Source organism: Photobacterium sp. SKA34 (genome assembly GCF_000153325.1).
GTDB lineage: Bacteria > Pseudomonadota > Gammaproteobacteria > Enterobacterales > Vibrionaceae > Photobacterium.
Map to the genome: position 1 here is coordinate 401,172 of NZ_CH724144.1, position 18,565 is coordinate 419,736.

Here is an 18,565-nt window from a genome sequence, read left to right on the forward strand (position 1 = left end):
TAGATATCAATAGTTAGAATGAACATTAAATTTACAAAACAGTGTTACTGATATTGCTTTTTTGTGAGCGTTGTAGCATAAACATTAATAATAGTGCGTTTAATATCAATTATTTAATCACTAACTATTTGATAGTTATATTTATAGTATTGGTATAAAACTGTAGTAAGTCTATTAATTAGTCACAGCAGCGGAAGGCTTTAAGCTGTCAAGTGGGCGTACAATTATCAAATAGATAGCAATACGCCAGAGCACCTAAGCTTAAAAGGGGGAAAATCCTAATAAAAGGATTAGCCCGCTAATAAATTATTATCATCTATCATTTTTTGTAAAAGTTCGGCATCCGTCGTTGTGCTTGAATCATTGCCATAGAGCGCATCTTTGTCCACGTTTTCTAACGTGATCTCTTGGCTAATATCCCCGCCGTTATCTTTAATATGTAATGTCAAAGAACCATAATTTTCAGTGATATCAATATAGTTATCAGCAGATATTCCATCTGTAACATTGTTTAAAATCGAGCGTAAATCGATATTGTCACTATTAGCTGTGACATCGAAATCTACAATCGTATCTTGTGCCGGACTAGAGCTTATTCCTTGATCTTCAGCTTTGAATACAAAGCGATCACTACCGTTACCGCCCGTCATGTAATCGTTATTGGCAGTACCAATGATCACATCATCATTTGCAGTACCGATAAGCGAATTATCATTTTTATCGGTGATACTAACGTCGATGGTTTGCGTGACACCCGCAGCCGTTTGCCCATCGAGAGTTGAGATTGGCTCAATAGAAAGAGAGAAATCTTGCTCACTATTGGCTGTCATCGTTAGATCAGCAATATCGTCAAATGCGACTTCCCAACCATTTCCTTTCGCTTGGCCTGCTGAGAATACGTAATCACTAGGGTAACCTGTGATAATAATACTGCCTTGCTCATTAGGCGCAGGATTAAACATTGATAGCTCAAGATTTAGCGCAATCGTCGTTTCGGTTTTAGCTATGACGCTGTTGTACTGAAGATTAAGCTCTGGCGCATCAGGCATAGGTTCAAGAGCCAAACTGATATTTTTCTCAACAGCTTGACCATAATGCGTAATTTCTGAGCCTAAGATAGTATCGGTATCAATACTGCTGGCTTTGAGTGTGATATTAATGTCACCAAAAGCATCACCGCTAAATAGGGTTAATTGGTCTAAGGTACTGCTATTTACTATTGCAGTCGCAAGCCATATATCACCATTTTTAATGATACTTATCTCTTGATCACCTATTTGAATTTTATCTAAGCCTACTAACTGAGTTTGGTCAGCTGCATTAAAGATCATTTCTAAAAATAATGTTTCATTACTATTGGTTTCGGTACTTTCAATATCGACTGGAATCGTGAAGCTTTCGCCTTCATTGCCTGAGAGACTCTCTGGTACACCAATAAATTGAATATCATCACCAATAGGATTGACGCCAATAATAACCTCTGAGGTCGATGTTATTATTTCTGTTGTACCAATTTCGTTCGTGATCGCATCCAACTTCAATGTGATATCACCACTGAAATCTGTTGGTGGACGGATATAAATGCTATCAGCTTGACCGCTTTCAAAGCTCCATGATTTTCCGGTATTTGGTAATTGGATAAAGGTCGTGCCACCGTCTGGTGAATAGAACATCACGGCACCATCAGGAACGCCGGATAGGTTCAATGAAATAGTTTCAGAGCCATCATCATCGAATAAGATAGCGCCTAGTCCAACGATATGAATGTAGCCATCTTCATCACCTTGTTCTGTGATGGTATCTGGCATGGTGGCGATATCAGTCACAGGCTGAACGTTAATAATCACAGAAGAGGTTTTGGTCTGAGTATCGGTTTGCGATATTGAATCAGATTGATCGGTGACGTTGGTTTTAACTTTAATGGTTAAATCGCCGCTGTAGTTATGAGGCGGCTTTAAAAGCAATTCGTCTAAGCGGCTAGGATCCAGTACTTGCCAACTACCATCGGGACTCTGGGTCACGATTGTAGAATCGCCAATCAATTCACCACCAGGTTCTAAGGTGATTTTCATCCAGTTGATGGTTTCTTTACCTGTCGCAGAAGTACCTTCACCCGTGATGGTTTGTCCGTTACTAACGCTATCACCTAACAGCACCGTTAAATTGATTGCGGTTGCGGTATCTTCCAAAACACTGGTTATATTTGTTGTTGTAATGATGTCATCAACAACCGGAACAACGTCAATTTTGATGTGTTGTGTGGTGGTTGATTTTGTACCATTACAGGTAGAGGTTTGAGTAATAGTGACTGGAATATCTAAAGATCCAGCCCAAGCTTCATCTAACCCAATGAAAGTCATATTGGAGAGACCACTTTCTGTAATGGTATAACCAATAACTTCACCCACATCGTTATATTCGGTAATGATACCGTTGCCTGTAATTTCAACATTTTCAGGTAAGTCATTAACGTCAATAAAAAAGGAGAGAAGGACTTCAGGATTATTATCAATATCGCCATTAAGTAGGCCAGATAAATTAATATCTTCGCCTTCTTTGGCGATAATAATATCGCCTTGAATATCATCTGGCGTTTCTGTTGGAGGGCATGAACCACCACCACCGTTTTTACCTGTGATCTGGATCTGAACGGGTGCTTCTAAAAAGCGAGAATCGTTGCCGTCAACCACACGGGCTTTAACCACAAGATAAATCACCTCTGTATTAAAACTAGCACTCACGGTAGCTCCAGCTAAGAGATCTTGCATCGCTTCTTTAATACCATCTATGGTGATATCTTTTGCAGGAATAATCCAGTTACCACTACCGTCAATATGGGCACCGTTAGGGTGATTAACGATGAGGTTAATGCCATCAGGTACTTCGATCACGATGTAATCTAGATATTCTGAGCCATCAAGATCTTCATCGATAAAGTGAACCGCATTGGTTAAATCTATCGGGCTACCATTGGTACTACTTAGTAGATCTGTTGTAGATTCTAAGCGCGTATCGGTTTCAACGACCCCTGCAACATCAACTTGGATAATGGCATTGATGTTTTCACTCGCTGTTTGTCCGGAAGTTGACGTATCCGTTACTTCATAACTAATCTTGATATCAAAAATACCACTGAGATCTTCATCAGCAAGAATGGTCACGCGACCACTGTTAATAAATTCAGCCCATGATTGGTTGCCTTTATAGTTAGCAAGATCGAGCCCATTAGCAGGAATAACAACTTCTAAACCATCAATAAACAGGGTTAACTCATCAGGTACATTGGTGATTTTATAACCTGTCAGCGTTTCACTGTTGTCGCTATCTTTTCTGATGGTCGGCTCAACTAAGAATGAGATAGGTTGATCTTCAAAACCTGTGCTTTGTAATATAGAACTATCTGTCTCATTGTCTTCATTTTTCTCATCAACAATCGGTAATACTTCAATATCCACCTTGTAGTTAAATTCACCACTCGCACCGTCGGGCTCGGTAGAAATTACAATAACATCAAATGTTAAGTTGCCACTCATGTCTTTAGGTGTGGATAAATACGTCGATGTTAATTGATCGGATGTGATCCTATAGATCAACCCCGTTGAAGCATCCTTACCGACAATTTCAAGGTTTAAAGGATTGCCATCAATATCGATAAATTTCACACCATCAGGCAAGTTAGTGATTAAGATGGTTATCTCTTCTGATTTATCGTTATCACTGGTGGTAATTAAAAAATCGAGCGGTAATGGCTGATCTTCATAAAAACCATTAATGCCTTTGATTGTGCCCTTAAAGCCAGTGGTGTGATCTTTGCTACTAACAATGTATTGCCAATGCTCATTGCCGCCGTCTGTAATGTCTGGGCGGTCAATGGTGCCTTTTAAGTTAATGGAAATAGTCTTGGTCGCACCCTCTGTACTGGTAGCAGAGGTGAGTCCGTTAATAGCGGCTTCAGTAGATATAGCCGTTACTTCAATAGTGAGTTTTTCAGTGTGTGAACTGATATCAGCTTTTGGATGAAGCTGTGCTTGACTATTTTCAATATACTCTGCACTCACAATATAGATGCCAGAACCGGCAGGCTCTTCTACCGTATCGCCACCTTGAATTGACCAACCATCTTGTACTTTAATTCGGTAACTTAGGCTTTCTGAACCATCGTTATCAGCTAATTTACTAATAATGGCCTTACTTAGATCAACAGGCTGATCTTCATGACCTTTAAGGTTTTTAACCGAGAGTTTTGGCGCATCAGCTTCAGGAATAATATTTACTGTGATAAGACGTTGCGATTCTTCTGTTTGATCGTTCGTTTTATCAATAAATTCATTACCTTTTTCGGTAGTGATTGCAGTAATGGTAAAGGTAAATGTGCCTGCTGAGTGTTTATCAGAAAATATCTTCACATCATTAATTTGATCAGCGTTAATGATTTTACCGTCGCTAATTATGGTGTTACCCAGTTTGAGTGTAATGCCGTCTGGGATCCCTGAAATACGGTATTTAAGGGTTTCTGAACCATCGGTGTCTTGTAGATCTGCTGCAACATTTAGTTGAATGCCATTACTATCATCTTCGACAGCTGTGTATTCGTAATCTTTAGTTTCATCCCAAGTCGCGGCGTCAGCATCAGGTAGCACCTTGATAGTGAGATCTTTGGTCAGTGTTTTATCTTGGTTATTCGTTGATACCGTAGCTATTATTTCAATCACAACCGTATCTTGTTGATTAACCGAAGTATCAGATGCAGGTTTATACGTCAGCTCACCGTTTGGCTTGTAGAAATCACCTTCACTAATAAAATCGCTAAGGGTAATTACGCCATTTGTTGCTGTTAGCAAATTGCCATCTAAATACAGCTGTCCACCCGCTAATGAGCTTTCACTGATTGTGATAGTGCTAAGCGATTCATTCTGGTCAATATCACCAAGGAATACTTGAATAGTGAGTGGGTTACTCATGCTGTCTTCAAGGATCTGCTCTGCATTAACTTCAATACGACCAGGATCATCTGCAAATGATAGTTTCTTGGTTCTTACCGCAGTGTCACCGTCGCTATCTTTGACGGTGTAGCTGAAATCATCACTAATCTCGCCACTACTTTCCTCACTGGCAATCGTCTTAATAATGACAGTGCCATCTGCATTAACAGCGATAGTGCCATATTTAGTGTGTGGGTCCGTTTGAGTATTTATTAAATCAATTGGATTGCCGTCTGCTGGATACTCTTTGCCACGATATTTGATACTGACAACTTCACCACCATCAGCACCAGTAACATCTCTTGAAAGTAGACGTAGCGTCTTATCAACACCTTCAACAACAGCAAGCTCTTCATCAGGACCAGCAACAGGGATATCGTCAGTAACCGTTACTTCAAATGGTGTAGTGGCTGACACATCACCATCTACGTCTGTGGCAATGGCGCCAAACTCTAAATTAAGCACACCTTGACTTGATGATGACGGGCGGTCGATCGCTTCGAAAAGCTCAAATTGCACGGTACCATCTAGATTGACTTTAATACGGAAAATATCATTACCGTTTGCCGTTGCGTTATACCAGCCGTTCGCATCTGCTGCGCTAAGTGTGATGTTTTCACCACACTGGTATAGTTTTGACTATTGAACTGCGCAGTATCTAGATGCACTGAAGCAAGCTCATCACTGCTTTGGTTAAAGCTGAGTGTTGGTGCTGAAGTGGTTGACGCATCAGCGGCTAAATTATCATCCAGTAAGTCATTTTCGTGAACGTTAAGGTTGCTGTTGGCGGTAATACTAGGCACTAAGCCATCTAAAATACTCACCGCTACATTTGATGTGCTCGAGCTGCCATCACTGTCTTTCGCTTCAACGGGTAGTAATAAATTAAGTTCGGTATCGTTACTATTGGTATGGTCGATAGACTCATTAAGCGTCACTGTGATTGTTGCATTTGCTGCACTACCCGATGGAACTGCACCAATATCTGATAAATGGACAGAAAAGATCACTGTGCCATCAGGTAATGATGCGTTATAGGTGTTACTGCCATCAAATTGCCAAGTTAATGCTTGTCCTTGGTAGGTGATGTTATTGCCATCACTACTTTTCACCGTACCCGATAAAACAAGATTTAAATCGACGATAGGATCTTGTCCTGCGGTTACTGTGATTGTGGCGTCTGCTTGGTTTGAACTACCTGCTGGTGAAGAAGCACTAATCGGCGTTTCTGATATTTCTATTGACGTTGTATTAATAACAGGGGCACTACCATCAACAATGACAACATCGATAGCAGTTTTGTTAATATCTCCGTCGTTGTCTTTAATAAAGACCGGAATAGAAATAGTTAATTTATCATTCGAGTTGGTTTGATCCAGTGCCTGATGCAGGGTAAAAACATAGTCAACGGTTGAGTTTGCTTCTGCATCTGGGCGAGAAGATAAGCTTATTTCAAAGACTTTACCTGAGCTTGTCCTTGCTTCAATGGTTTGATTATCATCAGAGATCACATAAGAGATAGCTTTTCCACCGCTGGTTAAACCGGTTGGTAGTTGGCTTAAATCAAAATACAGCGGACTTTGCTCTGTGGTGCCATTTAAACCATCACTGCCAATGGTGACGGTGATCGTGCCTGTTTGTTGCAATGGTTGATTTGACTGATTAGATAGATCTGTTTCTTTAAACTCTAATTGCCCAGACGCGGCTAATACTGGATTCGCGCCATCTTCGATAACCCAATCAAATTTCCCTGTCGGGGTAGCAGTACCATCACTATCAACTGCATCAATAAACAGAGGTAGGGTGATAGCATCAGCTAAACCTTGTTGATTGAGAGGGGAGTGTTGTACAAGGCTGACAGTGCCCGTCGCGTTATCGCCTGAGGCGGTTGCCGATAAACTCAAGGTAAAAATAGTGTCGCCACCCGCTTTGGCGGTGATAGTTTTACCATCGGAGCTGACGGTATAACTAAGCGATGATGTTGAGATACCAGAATATAAATTTAGTGCTTCAAGTGCCGTTATTGTCTGGGGATTGAATGTTAGGCTACTTGGTTCAGGATTATCTGCTCCAGCTTGTACAGTAAACTCACCCTTGTAGGTAGAGCTTCCTGCTGTGATCATACTTTCAATCGTCTTTGCATTATCATCGAGTATGACATTGGCAAGACCATCTTTAACTGAAACTGTAAGGCTTGCATTGTTCTCGTATTGATCTTTATCTGAAGCAATGTAATCAATAACAAGGTTGATATCACCTTGGCTATGATTAAGATTGCGATTGGCGGTAAATGTCCATTCGCCATCACTATTTATGGTGAACTTTCCTTCAGGAAGCTCAAAGGTAACCGATGTGTTATTCAGTGCCTTTGTCTCTCCATTAATGGTGATACTTTTAACGAAAAGAGAAGCATCCACATCCACATCATTGGTTAGTACATTACCTGTAACAACATTGCCTTCAATAACTTCACTTGTATCATCGACAATCTCAGGTGCGGCATCTTGAATATTGATCTTGATTGGCACGATGACAATTTCACTTGTACCATCATTATCCGTTTGAATACCGTTAATGAAGATAAATGTTTCAGTATTAGGGTTGCCGGGGGAGTGATCAATTGCAGCACTTAATGTTGTTTTTACTGTTTGAGTGCTAGGGTCAATAACCGCAGTGAGTACGGTTGTGGTGGCTGTTTGTACAGTTAGCGTTAAACCATCAGCTGAAATAGTAACGGTAACGTCTTTACCATTAGAAGTTAACTGCTCTAAAGCGCTCTGCGCTGCGTTAAAAGTAAATTCAGCAAACTCAATATTGATCGTTGAGCTTGATTCAATTGAAGATTCCGTTTCTAGCGCTTTTTCAGCGAAAGTCATATCGCTTGAGCTAGCGAATGTGGGCATATCGTCACTAGCAGTATTACCTGCAGCGTCTGTAACTGTGGCGATCATCTCCCAGGTTTGCTGTGGATCTAATTGAGACAATTCAATGTTATCTATACGCCAATGTCCTGAGCTATCTCCTGTTGTTGTTAAAGATACAGTGTCTACTCCGTCACTAAAGGTAACTGTTATCTTATCGCCAGCTTGGGTACCCGTTGTTGAACCTTGTAGGTAAGGTACTTGACCATTTTTTAATGCCGAGACATTTAAGCCACCTTGCTGGTAACTGCTTGTATCGATATCAATAGTAAGTACTGATGTATCTTTGATGATGGTATTGCTTGTTTCTTTGGTGTTGCCCGCAATATCAATAACTTCTGCGGTAACAGTTAACTCGCCATCAGCCAGTGCTGATAAATCAACATCATCAATTTGCCATGCGCCATTGATAACCGAAGTGGTCTGGGTGATAGTGTTACCATTATTATCTGTTACTTTTACTGTGACTGGTTGATTATCTTCAACAAAATCAACGTCACCAAACAGGGTGGTTTTAACATCGATTTCTGATTTATTTAAAAAGCTATCGCCATTAGCTTCAAAGTTCGCCGCAATTCCAGCAAGGGTATCTTTGGTAATGGTGTCAGTGGCCGAGGTTGTATTACCTGCAATATCGGTAGCTGTGGTCGTAACGGTGAGTAGACCTTCAGCGAGTGTCGTGAGATCTACGTCATTCACTGTCCACTTACCGTTATTTACCGTGGTAGTGTAAATTTTCTCAGCACCGCTGCTATCTGCGATGGTGATAGTCACGGTTTGTCCGTTTTCTATATTTTCAACAGTGCCAAATAAATCGCTTACAGGTGTTTCAACGAGGTTGAGGTACGCATCGCCTTTACCATCAAAGTTGGTCGTAATATTTGCTGAAGTATCTTTGATGATAGTGTTGGTAGCAGAGGCTGGGTTGCCCGCAATATCGGTAGTTTCAGCGAGAACGGTAAGCTCACCTTCTGCCAAGTCGGTTAAGTCGGCATTACTAACTGTCCATTTCCCAGTGCTAACAGTACTTTCAAAGGTTTTCTCTAAGCCTTGGCTGTCAGTGACAGTAATAGTAACGGTTTGTCCATCTTCAATATTTGCGATAGTGCCAAACAGTTGAGTCGTGGAGGCTTCGGCTTGATTGAGGAAGCGATCACCGTTACCTTCAAAATCCGCCGTAATGGTGGCTAATGTATCTTTGATGATGGTGTCTGTGGCTGATACTTGGTTACCCGCAATATCAATAGTATCAGCGATGACAGTGAGTTCACCTTCGCTAAGTCCTGTTAAGTCAGCATTATCAACTGTCCAGTTACCATTAATGACGGTAGTGGTATAAGTTTTTTCTGATCCGTTGCTATCGGTGATGGTAATGGTAACAAACTGCCCATCTTCGACATTTTCGATCTTACCCAATAAATCGGTGACTGGGATTTCAACGCGGTTGAGATACTCATCGCCTTTACCATCAAAATCTGCGCTAATACCTGTGAATGTGTCTTTAATAATGGTGTTGGAAGCAGAAGTTGTGTTACCGGCAACATCAACTGTTTCAGCGAGGACTGTTAGTTCACCTTCAACGAAATCGGTTAAGTCGGCATTTTCTATTGTCCATTTGCCGTCAATCACAGCGGTTTCAAACGACTTTTCTAGGCCGTTACTGTCGGTGACTTTAATTGAAACGGTTTGACTATCTTCAACATTGGATACCGAGCCAAAAAGATCGGTCACAGAGATTTCATCACGATTAAGGTATTCATCCCCCTTACCATCAAAGTTCGCCGAAATGGTAGAAAGGGTATCTTTGATAATGGTGTTGGTAGTAGACGCTGGGTTGCCTGCAACATCAATAACTTCAGCTGTAACGGTTAACTCGCCCTCTGTAAGTGCAGATAAATCAACATCATCAATTTGCCATGCACCGCTTATTACTGTAGTGGTTAGGGTGATGGTTTTACTATTGCTATCTGTTACTTTTACTGTGACTGGTTGATTATCTTCAACAAAATCAACGTCACCAAAGAGGGTTGTTTTAGCATCGATTTCGGCTTTATTTAAAAAGTTATCGCCACTAGCATCAAAGTTCGCCGTGATCTCAGCAAGGGTATCTTTGATAGTGGTGTCATTGTCCGATGTTGTATTGCCTGCAATATCGGTGGCTGTGGTCGTAACGGTGAGTTGACCTTCAGCGAGCGTTGTTAGATCCGCGCCATTCACTGTCCACTTTCCATTATTTATCGTGGTGGTGTAAATTTTCTCGGCACCGCTGCTATCTGCGATAGCAATAGTCACGGTTTGTCTGTCTTCTATATTTTCAACAGCGCCAAATAAATCGGTTATGGGGGTTTCAACGGCGCTGAGGTACTCATCACCTTTACCATCAACGCTGGTCGTAATATTTGCCGCAGTATCTTTGATGATAATATTGGTAGCAGAGGCTGGGTTGCCAGCAATATCGGTAGTTTCAGCGAGAACGGTTAGTTCACCGTCTGCTAAATCGGTTAAGTCGGCATTACTAACTGTCCATTTCCCAGCGCTAACAGTACTTTTAAAGGTTTTCTCTAAGCTTTGGCTGTCAGTGACAGTAATAGTAACGGTTTGTCCATCTTCAATATTAGCGATAATGCCAAACAGCTCAGTCGTGGAGATTTCGGCTTGATTGAGGAAGCGATCACCGTTGCCTTCAAAATCCGCCGCAATAGTGGCTAAGGTATCTTTGATAATAGTACTGGTGGCAGATGCAGGATTGCCCGCAAGATCTACAGTTTCTGCCAGAACAGTGAGTTCACCTTCAGCAAGAGAAGAAAGATCAGCATCATTAATTTGCCAAGCGGCATCATCATTGACGGTTTCAAAACGCAGTGTTTTACCTTGGTTATCGGTGATGGTGATTAATATTGGTTGATCACTTTCAACAAAATTTATCTCACCTAATAAATCACTATTTGTAATTTCAGATAGGTTTAAGTAATTATCACCTTTGCCGTCAATTTTTGCGTTTATTTCAGCAAACGTATCTTTGATTGTTGTGTCTTTGGCATCGACAACATTGTCGTAAAAGTCAGTGACAGAGGCATAAATAGAAAGCTCACCTTCAGCAAGTGCACTCAAGTCTTGATTGCTAATAATCCATTTTTGATTTTGAACTACAGCACTAGTGGTGAATACTTTACCGTTAATATCCGTCACATTAACGATAACAATTCTGCCATCTTCAATATCAATAGCATCGCCCAGTAGTATCGCCGATGGTGTTTCAAATCGGCTTTTATAACCATCGTTACCATCAACAATGGAGGCTGTTAACGTCGCAGAGGCTTTAAGAGAAGGGATAGCATCTGCAATAGATTCATTTTCTGTTTTTTGAACGGATGTAATTGAACGTGTACTAAATCCAGCTTTGGGTAAGGTTTCAGCTAATGTGGCTTTTATCTGAGAAATAAAAGAAGCACTGTTGCTTGATAGTGGCTCTTGGTCAACATTGGTATCAAGAAAAAACTGGGTACGATGTGTTGAGCTCTCGATAACAGGGGGAGCATCTTGGTTGGTTTGTGTTTTTAGAATGTCATTGATGTAGGCTCTTTCTTTAATGAAAGGAATCGACTGATCAATAACTTCTGAAGGTGGAATTTGAACCCATTCGCCTGAATCTGTAATTTTCCAGATAATGCCTTCAATTACAACATACATCATTGGCTTCATCCTTGGCCCCTGTCTTTTTATTCTTCTTGTAAAATTGCTATTTCTATTAATATTTGTATCAGGAACTATTGATACAAATATCTATATTAGAGTTAAAAATATTTTAAAAACATTAAATTAACATAATAGTTTTATCAGTAGTCATTTTATGTGATCTTGATTCATGATTCTTCGTCTAAGGTTGCGTGATTGTTGCTATATTGTTCTGTGATAACAGAGGGGATATTTAATAAGATGAGAGTTTAGAAAGGGGATTGGGAGTAGAGTACTTGAAGTTATGACTAAATGTTATTTGCCACTGGCTGGATGATATTGCTGACCTTTCATTGTTACTTCTAACTGCGGTGATGCAATATCAATATGATTTTTAATGAATTTATTCTTAATACGGCAGTGGAGATCATGGGTTAAACTTAAACGGTGCCCCGTTTCTGCTGCATAAGCACGTAACTCAAATTGTTGGCAATTAGCGGTTAAACCTAAGAAGAACACCTCAGGTGCTGGATTATCGAGTACCAATTCACATTCCTCTGCCGCTTCAAATAATAATTGTGTTACTAGCTCAGGATCGGCTTTAAATTTCACATTGATTGAAAGATTTACTCGAGTTATCGCATCGGATAACGACCAGTTAATAAATTGCTCAGTAACAAAGGCTTTATTAGGAACGATTACTTCTTTTCTATCCCAGTCGACAATCGTAGTTGCGCGAGTTTTTATTTTCGCGACTACACCAGTGAGCTCGCGAATCGTTACTGTATCACCAATACGAATTGGTTTTTCAAACAAGATGATTAAGCCAGAAATGAAGTTGGCAAAAATTTCCTGCATACCAAAACCAATACCGACACCAAGGGCTGCAACTAGCCACTGCATTTTGCTCCAGTCAAAACCAATTAATGCCGAACCGACAATAATCCCGATGAAAATGGCTAAATAGCGGGTAACAGAAGTAATCGCGTAACCCGTACCTGGGCTTAAATCAAGATGTTGAAGAATAAGTAGTTCCATGGCTCCGGGTAAATCGCGTGCCAAAATAACAGTTAAACCAAAAGCAAATACCGCCAATAAAACACTTTGTAAAGTAATGGTATGTAGCTCTTCAATGCCGTTGATGGTATTGGTTACATCCCATAGCGTTACGCCTTCTAATAGTGATGTGGCTTGATAAAAATCGGAAAACAACCAACTTAGAATAAACAGATAAATCAGTGATAATAGTGATCGTAATAAACGTAATGATTGAGCACTGATTTTATCTAAGTCTACTTTCGGCTCTTCAATTTCAATGCTGAGATCATTACTAACGTGATGCTCGTCTTTATCTTCCAACATTTCAGCTTGACGTTGAGCAATGATTTCTTGGCGTTTTGCTTTTGCACGTTCAAATGCCAATCGACGTTTTTGTATTAACATCAATCTTTTTATTAAGAAGTATACCAGTAAGACCACAACACCAATCACAGCACCTTGCTGAATACGTAGCATGATGGTTTGTGATGTGGCTAAGTATCCATTGAGTGCTGCATAGTTGAGTACCTGTGGTGTGATGATAAGTATCCACCAAAAGATATGATGACCAATATGGGCTTTTCCTTCAGGCAGATCACCATAGGTCATAGGCATTTTAAGTTTCCACAATTGCCAATGGAAAAAGCTAATAGCGATATTAGAAATAATAAAAGCCAATCGTCCAAGGGTGGCCGTTGTATCGAGTTCGCTAGTTAGCATAGTGAATTGCTGCAAGATAAGTGCAGGAATAAATACCATCATTAAGCGTCGGTAATTATCTAATGCTTTATTGGTGATTTCTTCAGACCAACCAAAGTGACTGATGAAAAGTCCATCTTTGCGGCCTAGCTCTCGAATGAAAAAGAATACAACCAATGCATAAGGTAACGATAGGGCTTGGCCTAAATGGAAAATAAAGGGTAATTGCCAAGCAAGGCTTAAAGTATAACCAGCAATAAATATGATGATTGGGATAGGCCATGCAAGGAGAAATGCAATGGCAACATTGGTGTAGCTATAACGGAATTTATCTTCTGTGACACGGTTAATTCGTTTGCTGGTTTTTTCTAAATAAAGTACCCAGTGCTTTTTGGCAAAATATAGAAATGCAAGTAGTGAGGCAATGACAAATACACTAGCAAACAATGAATAAGGGCTAATAAAATGCGGGACTTTAACAAGACCTATCCATTGTGTGGGAGAGAAGAACCATTTGATTTTTTCACCCATTTGCTTGAGTACATCAAAGCTGAGTGGGTTGGTATTCGGTGCCCAAAAAAGTAATTTAGCTGATTCATTTTTAATCTTGATCAGCATGCTATTTAAGCGATCGAAAATAACTTTAAGCTTGGCTTGTTGGTAAATTAACGTTTCAGACGCTTTATTAATATCACTATATAGTTTGAGATTATCTTGTATCAGCGCATGTAAACGATCAATTTGTTGCTGTGATAGGTTACTGGTACTGATTTTTTCTTTGTTATTTTTGAGTAAATCAGATTGTTGTTGATAATCATAAAGTCGAATTTGATTACGGGCGACATCACGATTTAGTTTATCAATCGGTGGATTTGACGGTAAACTTTGTAATCGGTTACGAAGATTCTCACTAATAATTGGGCTTATTTTAAGCCAATCTGCCATTACTCTTAATGCATCTGCTGTTTGTGTGGTTTCAGCGATCTGCTCATTGGTTGTACTAATAGACTGCTGTGTTTGCTCAATATTAGACGTAAGTGCTGCTAACTCAGAAGACAAATGCTTATTTAATGTTAACTGCTGTTTAATCACTTCTGGCTGGTTTTGAATATCGGCTTGTAGCTCTTGATTTTGTTCATCATTTTCAGAAACGTTAGAGCGTAAAACACGATTAAGTGTATTTTGTAAGTTATTGCGGTATGCCTGATGTGCTTCAATTTGTAAGTTTTCATATTGCAGGTTTAATTTTGCTAACGCACGGCGATTACCTGCACTTAGCTGTTCAGCTTCCAGCATAAATAAATGGCTAGTCGTATATTGCTCGGCGATTTGAAGCAGCATAATAGCTTCTGTGTTATTGCCCCGTTGCGCTTGAGATAGCTCTTTAGTGATATTTTGTTTTTGTATTCTTAACTTATTGGTTTGGTATGAGAAATCGTCAATACCATGCTCAATTTCAATTAAAATATTGCGGTATGATTGGCGTGCTATTTCTAGTTGGACTAGCTTGGTATCTTGCTCTGCAATTTCTAATGTTAGCTGGTCGTGATCCCAATCGTTAGATTCTGGAAATTCTGTCGCGCTAAAATTCGCTATTTGCTCTTGAACTCTTGCCTTATCTTCTGGATAGGAGTTCATTAACTTTTCATAACTACGTGTTGCTTGATTAAAGTTTTTAGTTTTCTCAAGCTGGTTTTCCGCTGTTTGATAAGCCGAAAGTTGTTTGATTATTTCAGGTGTTTTTTGTTGCGCTTCAAGCTGACTGATCTTGTTGGCAATAATGTGTTCGTGTGATGCGTTCTCTTCAGCAGATAGTGGGGCGGAAATGAAAAAGAATAAGAAGAGATAAAAAAATGAGAAAAATCGCATAAAAAACCTGTAATTGAGTACTACGGATGCATAAACAGCAAGGTATATCAGCGTTATGTTACAGTAATTGAAATTGATGAAAAACAATAGATTGGTATGAGAATAGACCTAATTGATCTATAAGTCGGCGAATGAATAAGAGAATAGGAAAATACCTTGACCGATATCGCATAAGTGATTACATTAGCCGCCGTTGAAACACATAGCGGTTCAGCAACAATATGGTGAGGTGTCCGAGTGGCTGAAGGAGCACGCCTGGAAAGTGTGTATACGGCAACGTATCGAGGGTTCGAATCCCTCCCTCACCGCCATCTCTTATTTTTTAAGAGATTACAATTTAGGAGAGATGGCTGAGTGGTTGAAAGCACCGGTCTTGAAAACCGGCATACGTTTATAGCGTATCTAGGGTTCAAATCCCTATCTCTCCGCCATATTTTAAAAAGCCGCTAACGAAAGTTAGCGGTTTTTTTGCATCTGAAGAATGAATATATTTTTCTAATCTGATACTAAAATTAGAAGGGTTTAAATCCTTTAATACCCAGAGCAGCTCCGCCATATTTAAAAAAGCCGCTAGCGAAAGTTAGTGGCTTTTTTGCGTTTGGTGTAAATGGTGTCTTCATTTAATAAACAGTGAGCAATATATTCACATTTCTCCACAGTATAAAAAGCATAAAGGTCTAGCACCATCACTAGACCTTTATTGGGTTGATCCCAGTATTAGGGTTATCCCATAAACTTCGTCATGAAATTACTAATGTTTAGTGAGAACTTTTCACTAAGTTAGTTGGATTTTGTAGAAATATTGGAGGTGAAAAAGAAAGTCGCCGAATGATGATCGGCGACGTTGAGTTTAAAGCGCTAAGATTTTAATGCCAGCACAGTACCGAAGGTAACCAGCCCTACGCCACAGAGTTGGTTTAAGCCTTTTTTCATATTTAATAAGCGTGTTTGTAGTGCTTTTGAGGTGAATAGCATTGCAACAAGGCTAAACCATAAAAAATGCATGACAATCATGTAACCACCATATATCAGAGCTATAGGGTTATTACTTGTATCATTAGAAACGACTTGGCTAAACACACTTAAGAAAAACAGCATTGTTTTAGGGTTTAACACGTTACAAAGAAAGCCTTGTGCCAGAAAGTGTTGGCTACTTTTGCTTAGCGCAGTTTCGCCTTGTAGATCGGTTTTGTTGTCAGAAAAAAAGATCCCTTTAATGCCTAAATAAATTAGATAGGCAGCACCTGCATAGCGAATGGCATTAAAGAGCATTTCATTTTGTGAGATAAGGTAACTGATCCCCAATAATGAGTAAGTAATGTGGATGGTGATCGCAAGGCTAATGCCGATAGCTGTCCAGATCCCCGCTGAACGCCCGTGATTGAGGCTGTTTTTTAATACTAATACGAAGTCAGCGCCTGGGCTTATTACAATTAATAATCCTAAAATCGCTAAGCTGATCAGTTCCATTTGTCTCTCCAATAAGTCTTTTTATGGCGTTATTGTATGCGTACGATGGCTATGTTTTAATTGAAAATAAGTGGGATAACATGTGAGAAAAATTCACAGATGAGACATCTTAAAGCTTTTCATGTATTCGATGTGTCAGCGTCATGTTCAAGTTTTAGTGAAGCGGCACAGCAATTGAACATTACGCATGGCGCAGTGAGCAAACAGATCAAGACGCTAGAAGCGTATTTAGGCGTTGAGCTTTTTTATAAGAAAGGTCGAAACGTCTTTTTAACGCAGGAAGGTGAAAAGTTAAAAGTGTCGACCCGTCAAGTGTTCACCGTATTGGAAAACACGGTGAATGAGTTGCGACAGCCTGCGCTTCATACGTTGGAAGTGTCATGTGAGCCAACATTAACCATGCGTTGGTTGATGCCTCGATTAAGTGGCTTTTATGAATCTTCAGGTATTGATGTGCGTTTATCGACGGCTGGTGGTGCTGTTCAATTAGGGACAAATGGCTTATCGCTTGCTATACGTCGTGATGATTTTGAGTGTTCTCGTGATTACTATAAAACGTCATTAGTTGAAGAATGGGTGGGTCCCGTTTTCTCGCCCGATTATTGGGAAAAAGTGAAGCACGATCTTGGCAGTATCACGACGATTCATAGTGCAACTCGAGCTAAAGCATGGAAAAGCTGGCAGCAGAGGAGCGATACAGCAACTGATTTTACTCGCCACTCCCAGCAGAAGTTTGGTCATTTTTATTTTTGTATTCAAGCGGCTATTGAAGGATTAGGGGCAGCAATGGGGTCATATCCTTTTGTTATGGATGACATCAAACGAGGTGTGTTGGTAGCGCCATTTGGTTTTGTGCCTTCGGGGTGTGATTATATTCTGATGAGTGATAAAGCAAATTTAGTCGATGAAGAAAAACAGTTTGCTGATTGGTTAATAGATAATTTATCGCAGGCTATACCGAAGTGCTAAAAATGAATGAAAGCCGCTAATTTAAAGCGGCTTTTTAGTATGGCAATGATTTTGTTAGGCTTCGCGAGCGATCAGAGTCGATTCTTGATCACTAAGCTGATAGTTATTAATCGCGATAACACGTTTTGTCATGCGTGGATGGCTTGATGTTATTTCTTGTAAAAAGCCAAACACAGCAGGCACACTCAGCTCTTGTTGTACAAAACTGTCATTATTGGTTGCAGTCACCAGTTCTCGGCTTCCTGATGCTAGAGTGATGAGGGCATTAATGCTGGCGGATTTATTATTAATAATTTCAGCCGCAATGCGATCACAGGTCAATTCACAAGCACGGCTATAAGCTGAACCTAAGAAAGGGATAAACATTGCAGGTTTCATTAATAGGTTAATCCAGAAATTTACGTGACCTGCGGCATGGTGAGCAAGCTCATGAGCAATGACAAAGCGCAGTTGATCTTGTTTTTTATCTTCCCATAATAAATCAACTAAATCGCTAAACAGTAGAGTGTATTTACGAGATAGAAATTTCACCGCTAATGCATTGGTTAAACCTTGAGAGTTTACAATAAACATTTCAGGCTTTTCTTTCATATCAAGCGTAGTTGCTATTTCGTCAGCCATATTATTTAAGTTTGTATATTGGTTTTTATTAACGTGAACGGCATTACCAAAAATACTAGCTTGAAAGAATTTACTTGATAGCCAAATAAAAAATGCTACTGGGATAAGAAAAATAAGAATACTAAAAAGTGTGCCCAGTAATAATCCAACCCAAATTAATCCACCAATAATAATGCATAACATTTTATAAAGATTTTCTTTAGGGTGACGTAACGAAGAAACGTTCATTAAATAATTCCTTTTGTCAGTTAATTAAAATCATGAATAGGCAAAATAGTGCAATTAAGATGAATGGCAGGCAAACTTAAGAGTATAAAAATG

General features: G+C 39.8%; 6 protein-coding genes and 2 tRNA genes. 3 read left to right on the top strand and 5 right to left on the bottom strand.

Annotation, left to right across the window (positions count from 1 at the left end):
• Window positions 1–290: 290 nt before the first annotated feature.
• The 3 genes from SKA34_RS23720 to mscM all read right to left on the bottom strand — a co-directional run bounded on the left by SKA34_RS23720 (window position 291) and on the right by mscM (window position 15,184).
• On the bottom strand, window positions 291–5,501 hold the full coding sequence (locus SKA34_RS23720; RefSeq protein WP_006646977.1) for a hypothetical protein: 5,211 nt from the start codon (window positions 5,499–5,501) through the stop codon (window positions 291–293).
• Window positions 5,502–5,509: 8 nt separating this feature from the next.
• Window positions 5,510–11,596 carry an Ig-like domain-containing protein gene (locus SKA34_RS23725; protein WP_006646978.1) on the bottom strand — a complete coding sequence of 2,029 codons (6,087 nt, stop codon included), beginning with the start codon at window positions 11,594–11,596 and terminating at the stop codon, window positions 5,510–5,512.
• 297 nt (window positions 11,597–11,893) lie between these two features.
• Entirely contained in the window at window positions 11,894–15,184 is a 3,291-nt protein-coding gene (gene mscM, locus SKA34_RS18135) for a miniconductance mechanosensitive channel MscM (RefSeq protein WP_006646979.1), read from the bottom strand.
• A 223-nt stretch (window positions 15,185–15,407) separates the two neighbouring features.
• Here mscM and SKA34_RS18140 point away from each other — a divergent pair.
• Both SKA34_RS18140 and SKA34_RS18145 read left to right on the top strand, forming a co-directional pair.
• A tRNA-Ser gene (locus SKA34_RS18140) sits at window positions 15,408–15,495 on the top strand.
• Between the two features lie 29 nt (window positions 15,496–15,524).
• Window positions 15,525–15,615: transfer RNA gene (locus SKA34_RS18145), tRNA-Ser, on the top strand.
• 427 nt (window positions 15,616–16,042) lie between these two features.
• Here SKA34_RS18145 and SKA34_RS18150 read toward each other — a convergent pair.
• Window positions 16,043–16,654, bottom strand: a complete 612-nt coding sequence (locus tag SKA34_RS18150; RefSeq protein ID WP_006646980.1) for a LysE family translocator — start codon at window positions 16,652–16,654, stop codon at window positions 16,043–16,045.
• A 99-nt stretch (window positions 16,655–16,753) separates the two neighbouring features.
• Here SKA34_RS18150 and SKA34_RS18155 point away from each other — a divergent pair, with 99 nt between their 5' ends.
• On the top strand, window positions 16,754–17,623 hold the full coding sequence (locus tag SKA34_RS18155) for a LysR family transcriptional regulator (protein WP_006646981.1): 870 nt from the start codon (window positions 16,754–16,756) through the stop codon (window positions 17,621–17,623).
• A gap of 54 nt (window positions 17,624–17,677) precedes the next feature.
• Here SKA34_RS18155 and SKA34_RS18160 read toward each other — a convergent pair whose 3' ends face one another.
• A complete protein-coding gene (locus tag SKA34_RS18160; protein WP_006646982.1) occupies window positions 17,678–18,472 on the bottom strand; it encodes a M48 family metallopeptidase in 795 nt (264 codons plus the stop codon).
• Window positions 18,473–18,565 lie beyond the last annotated feature (93 nt).

What these genes read in the sequence shown, in the direction of transcription:
- SKA34_RS23725 (WP_006646978.1), bottom strand. Translation starts at nt 11,596, where the DNA reads ATGATGTATGTTGTAATTGAAGGCATTATCTGGAAAATTACAGATTCA.
- mscM (WP_006646979.1), bottom strand. Translation starts at nt 15,184, where the DNA reads ATGCGATTTTTCTCATTTTTTTATCTCTTCTTATTCTTTTTCATTTCC.
- SKA34_RS18150 (WP_006646980.1), bottom strand. Translation starts at nt 16,654, where the DNA reads ATGGAACTGATCAGCTTAGCGATTTTAGGATTATTAATTGTAATAAGC.
- SKA34_RS18155 (WP_006646981.1), top strand. Translation starts at nt 16,754, where the DNA reads ATGAGACATCTTAAAGCTTTTCATGTATTCGATGTGTCAGCGTCATGT.
- SKA34_RS18160 (WP_006646982.1), bottom strand. Translation starts at nt 18,472, where the DNA reads ATGAACGTTTCTTCGTTACGTCACCCTAAAGAAAATCTTTATAAAATG.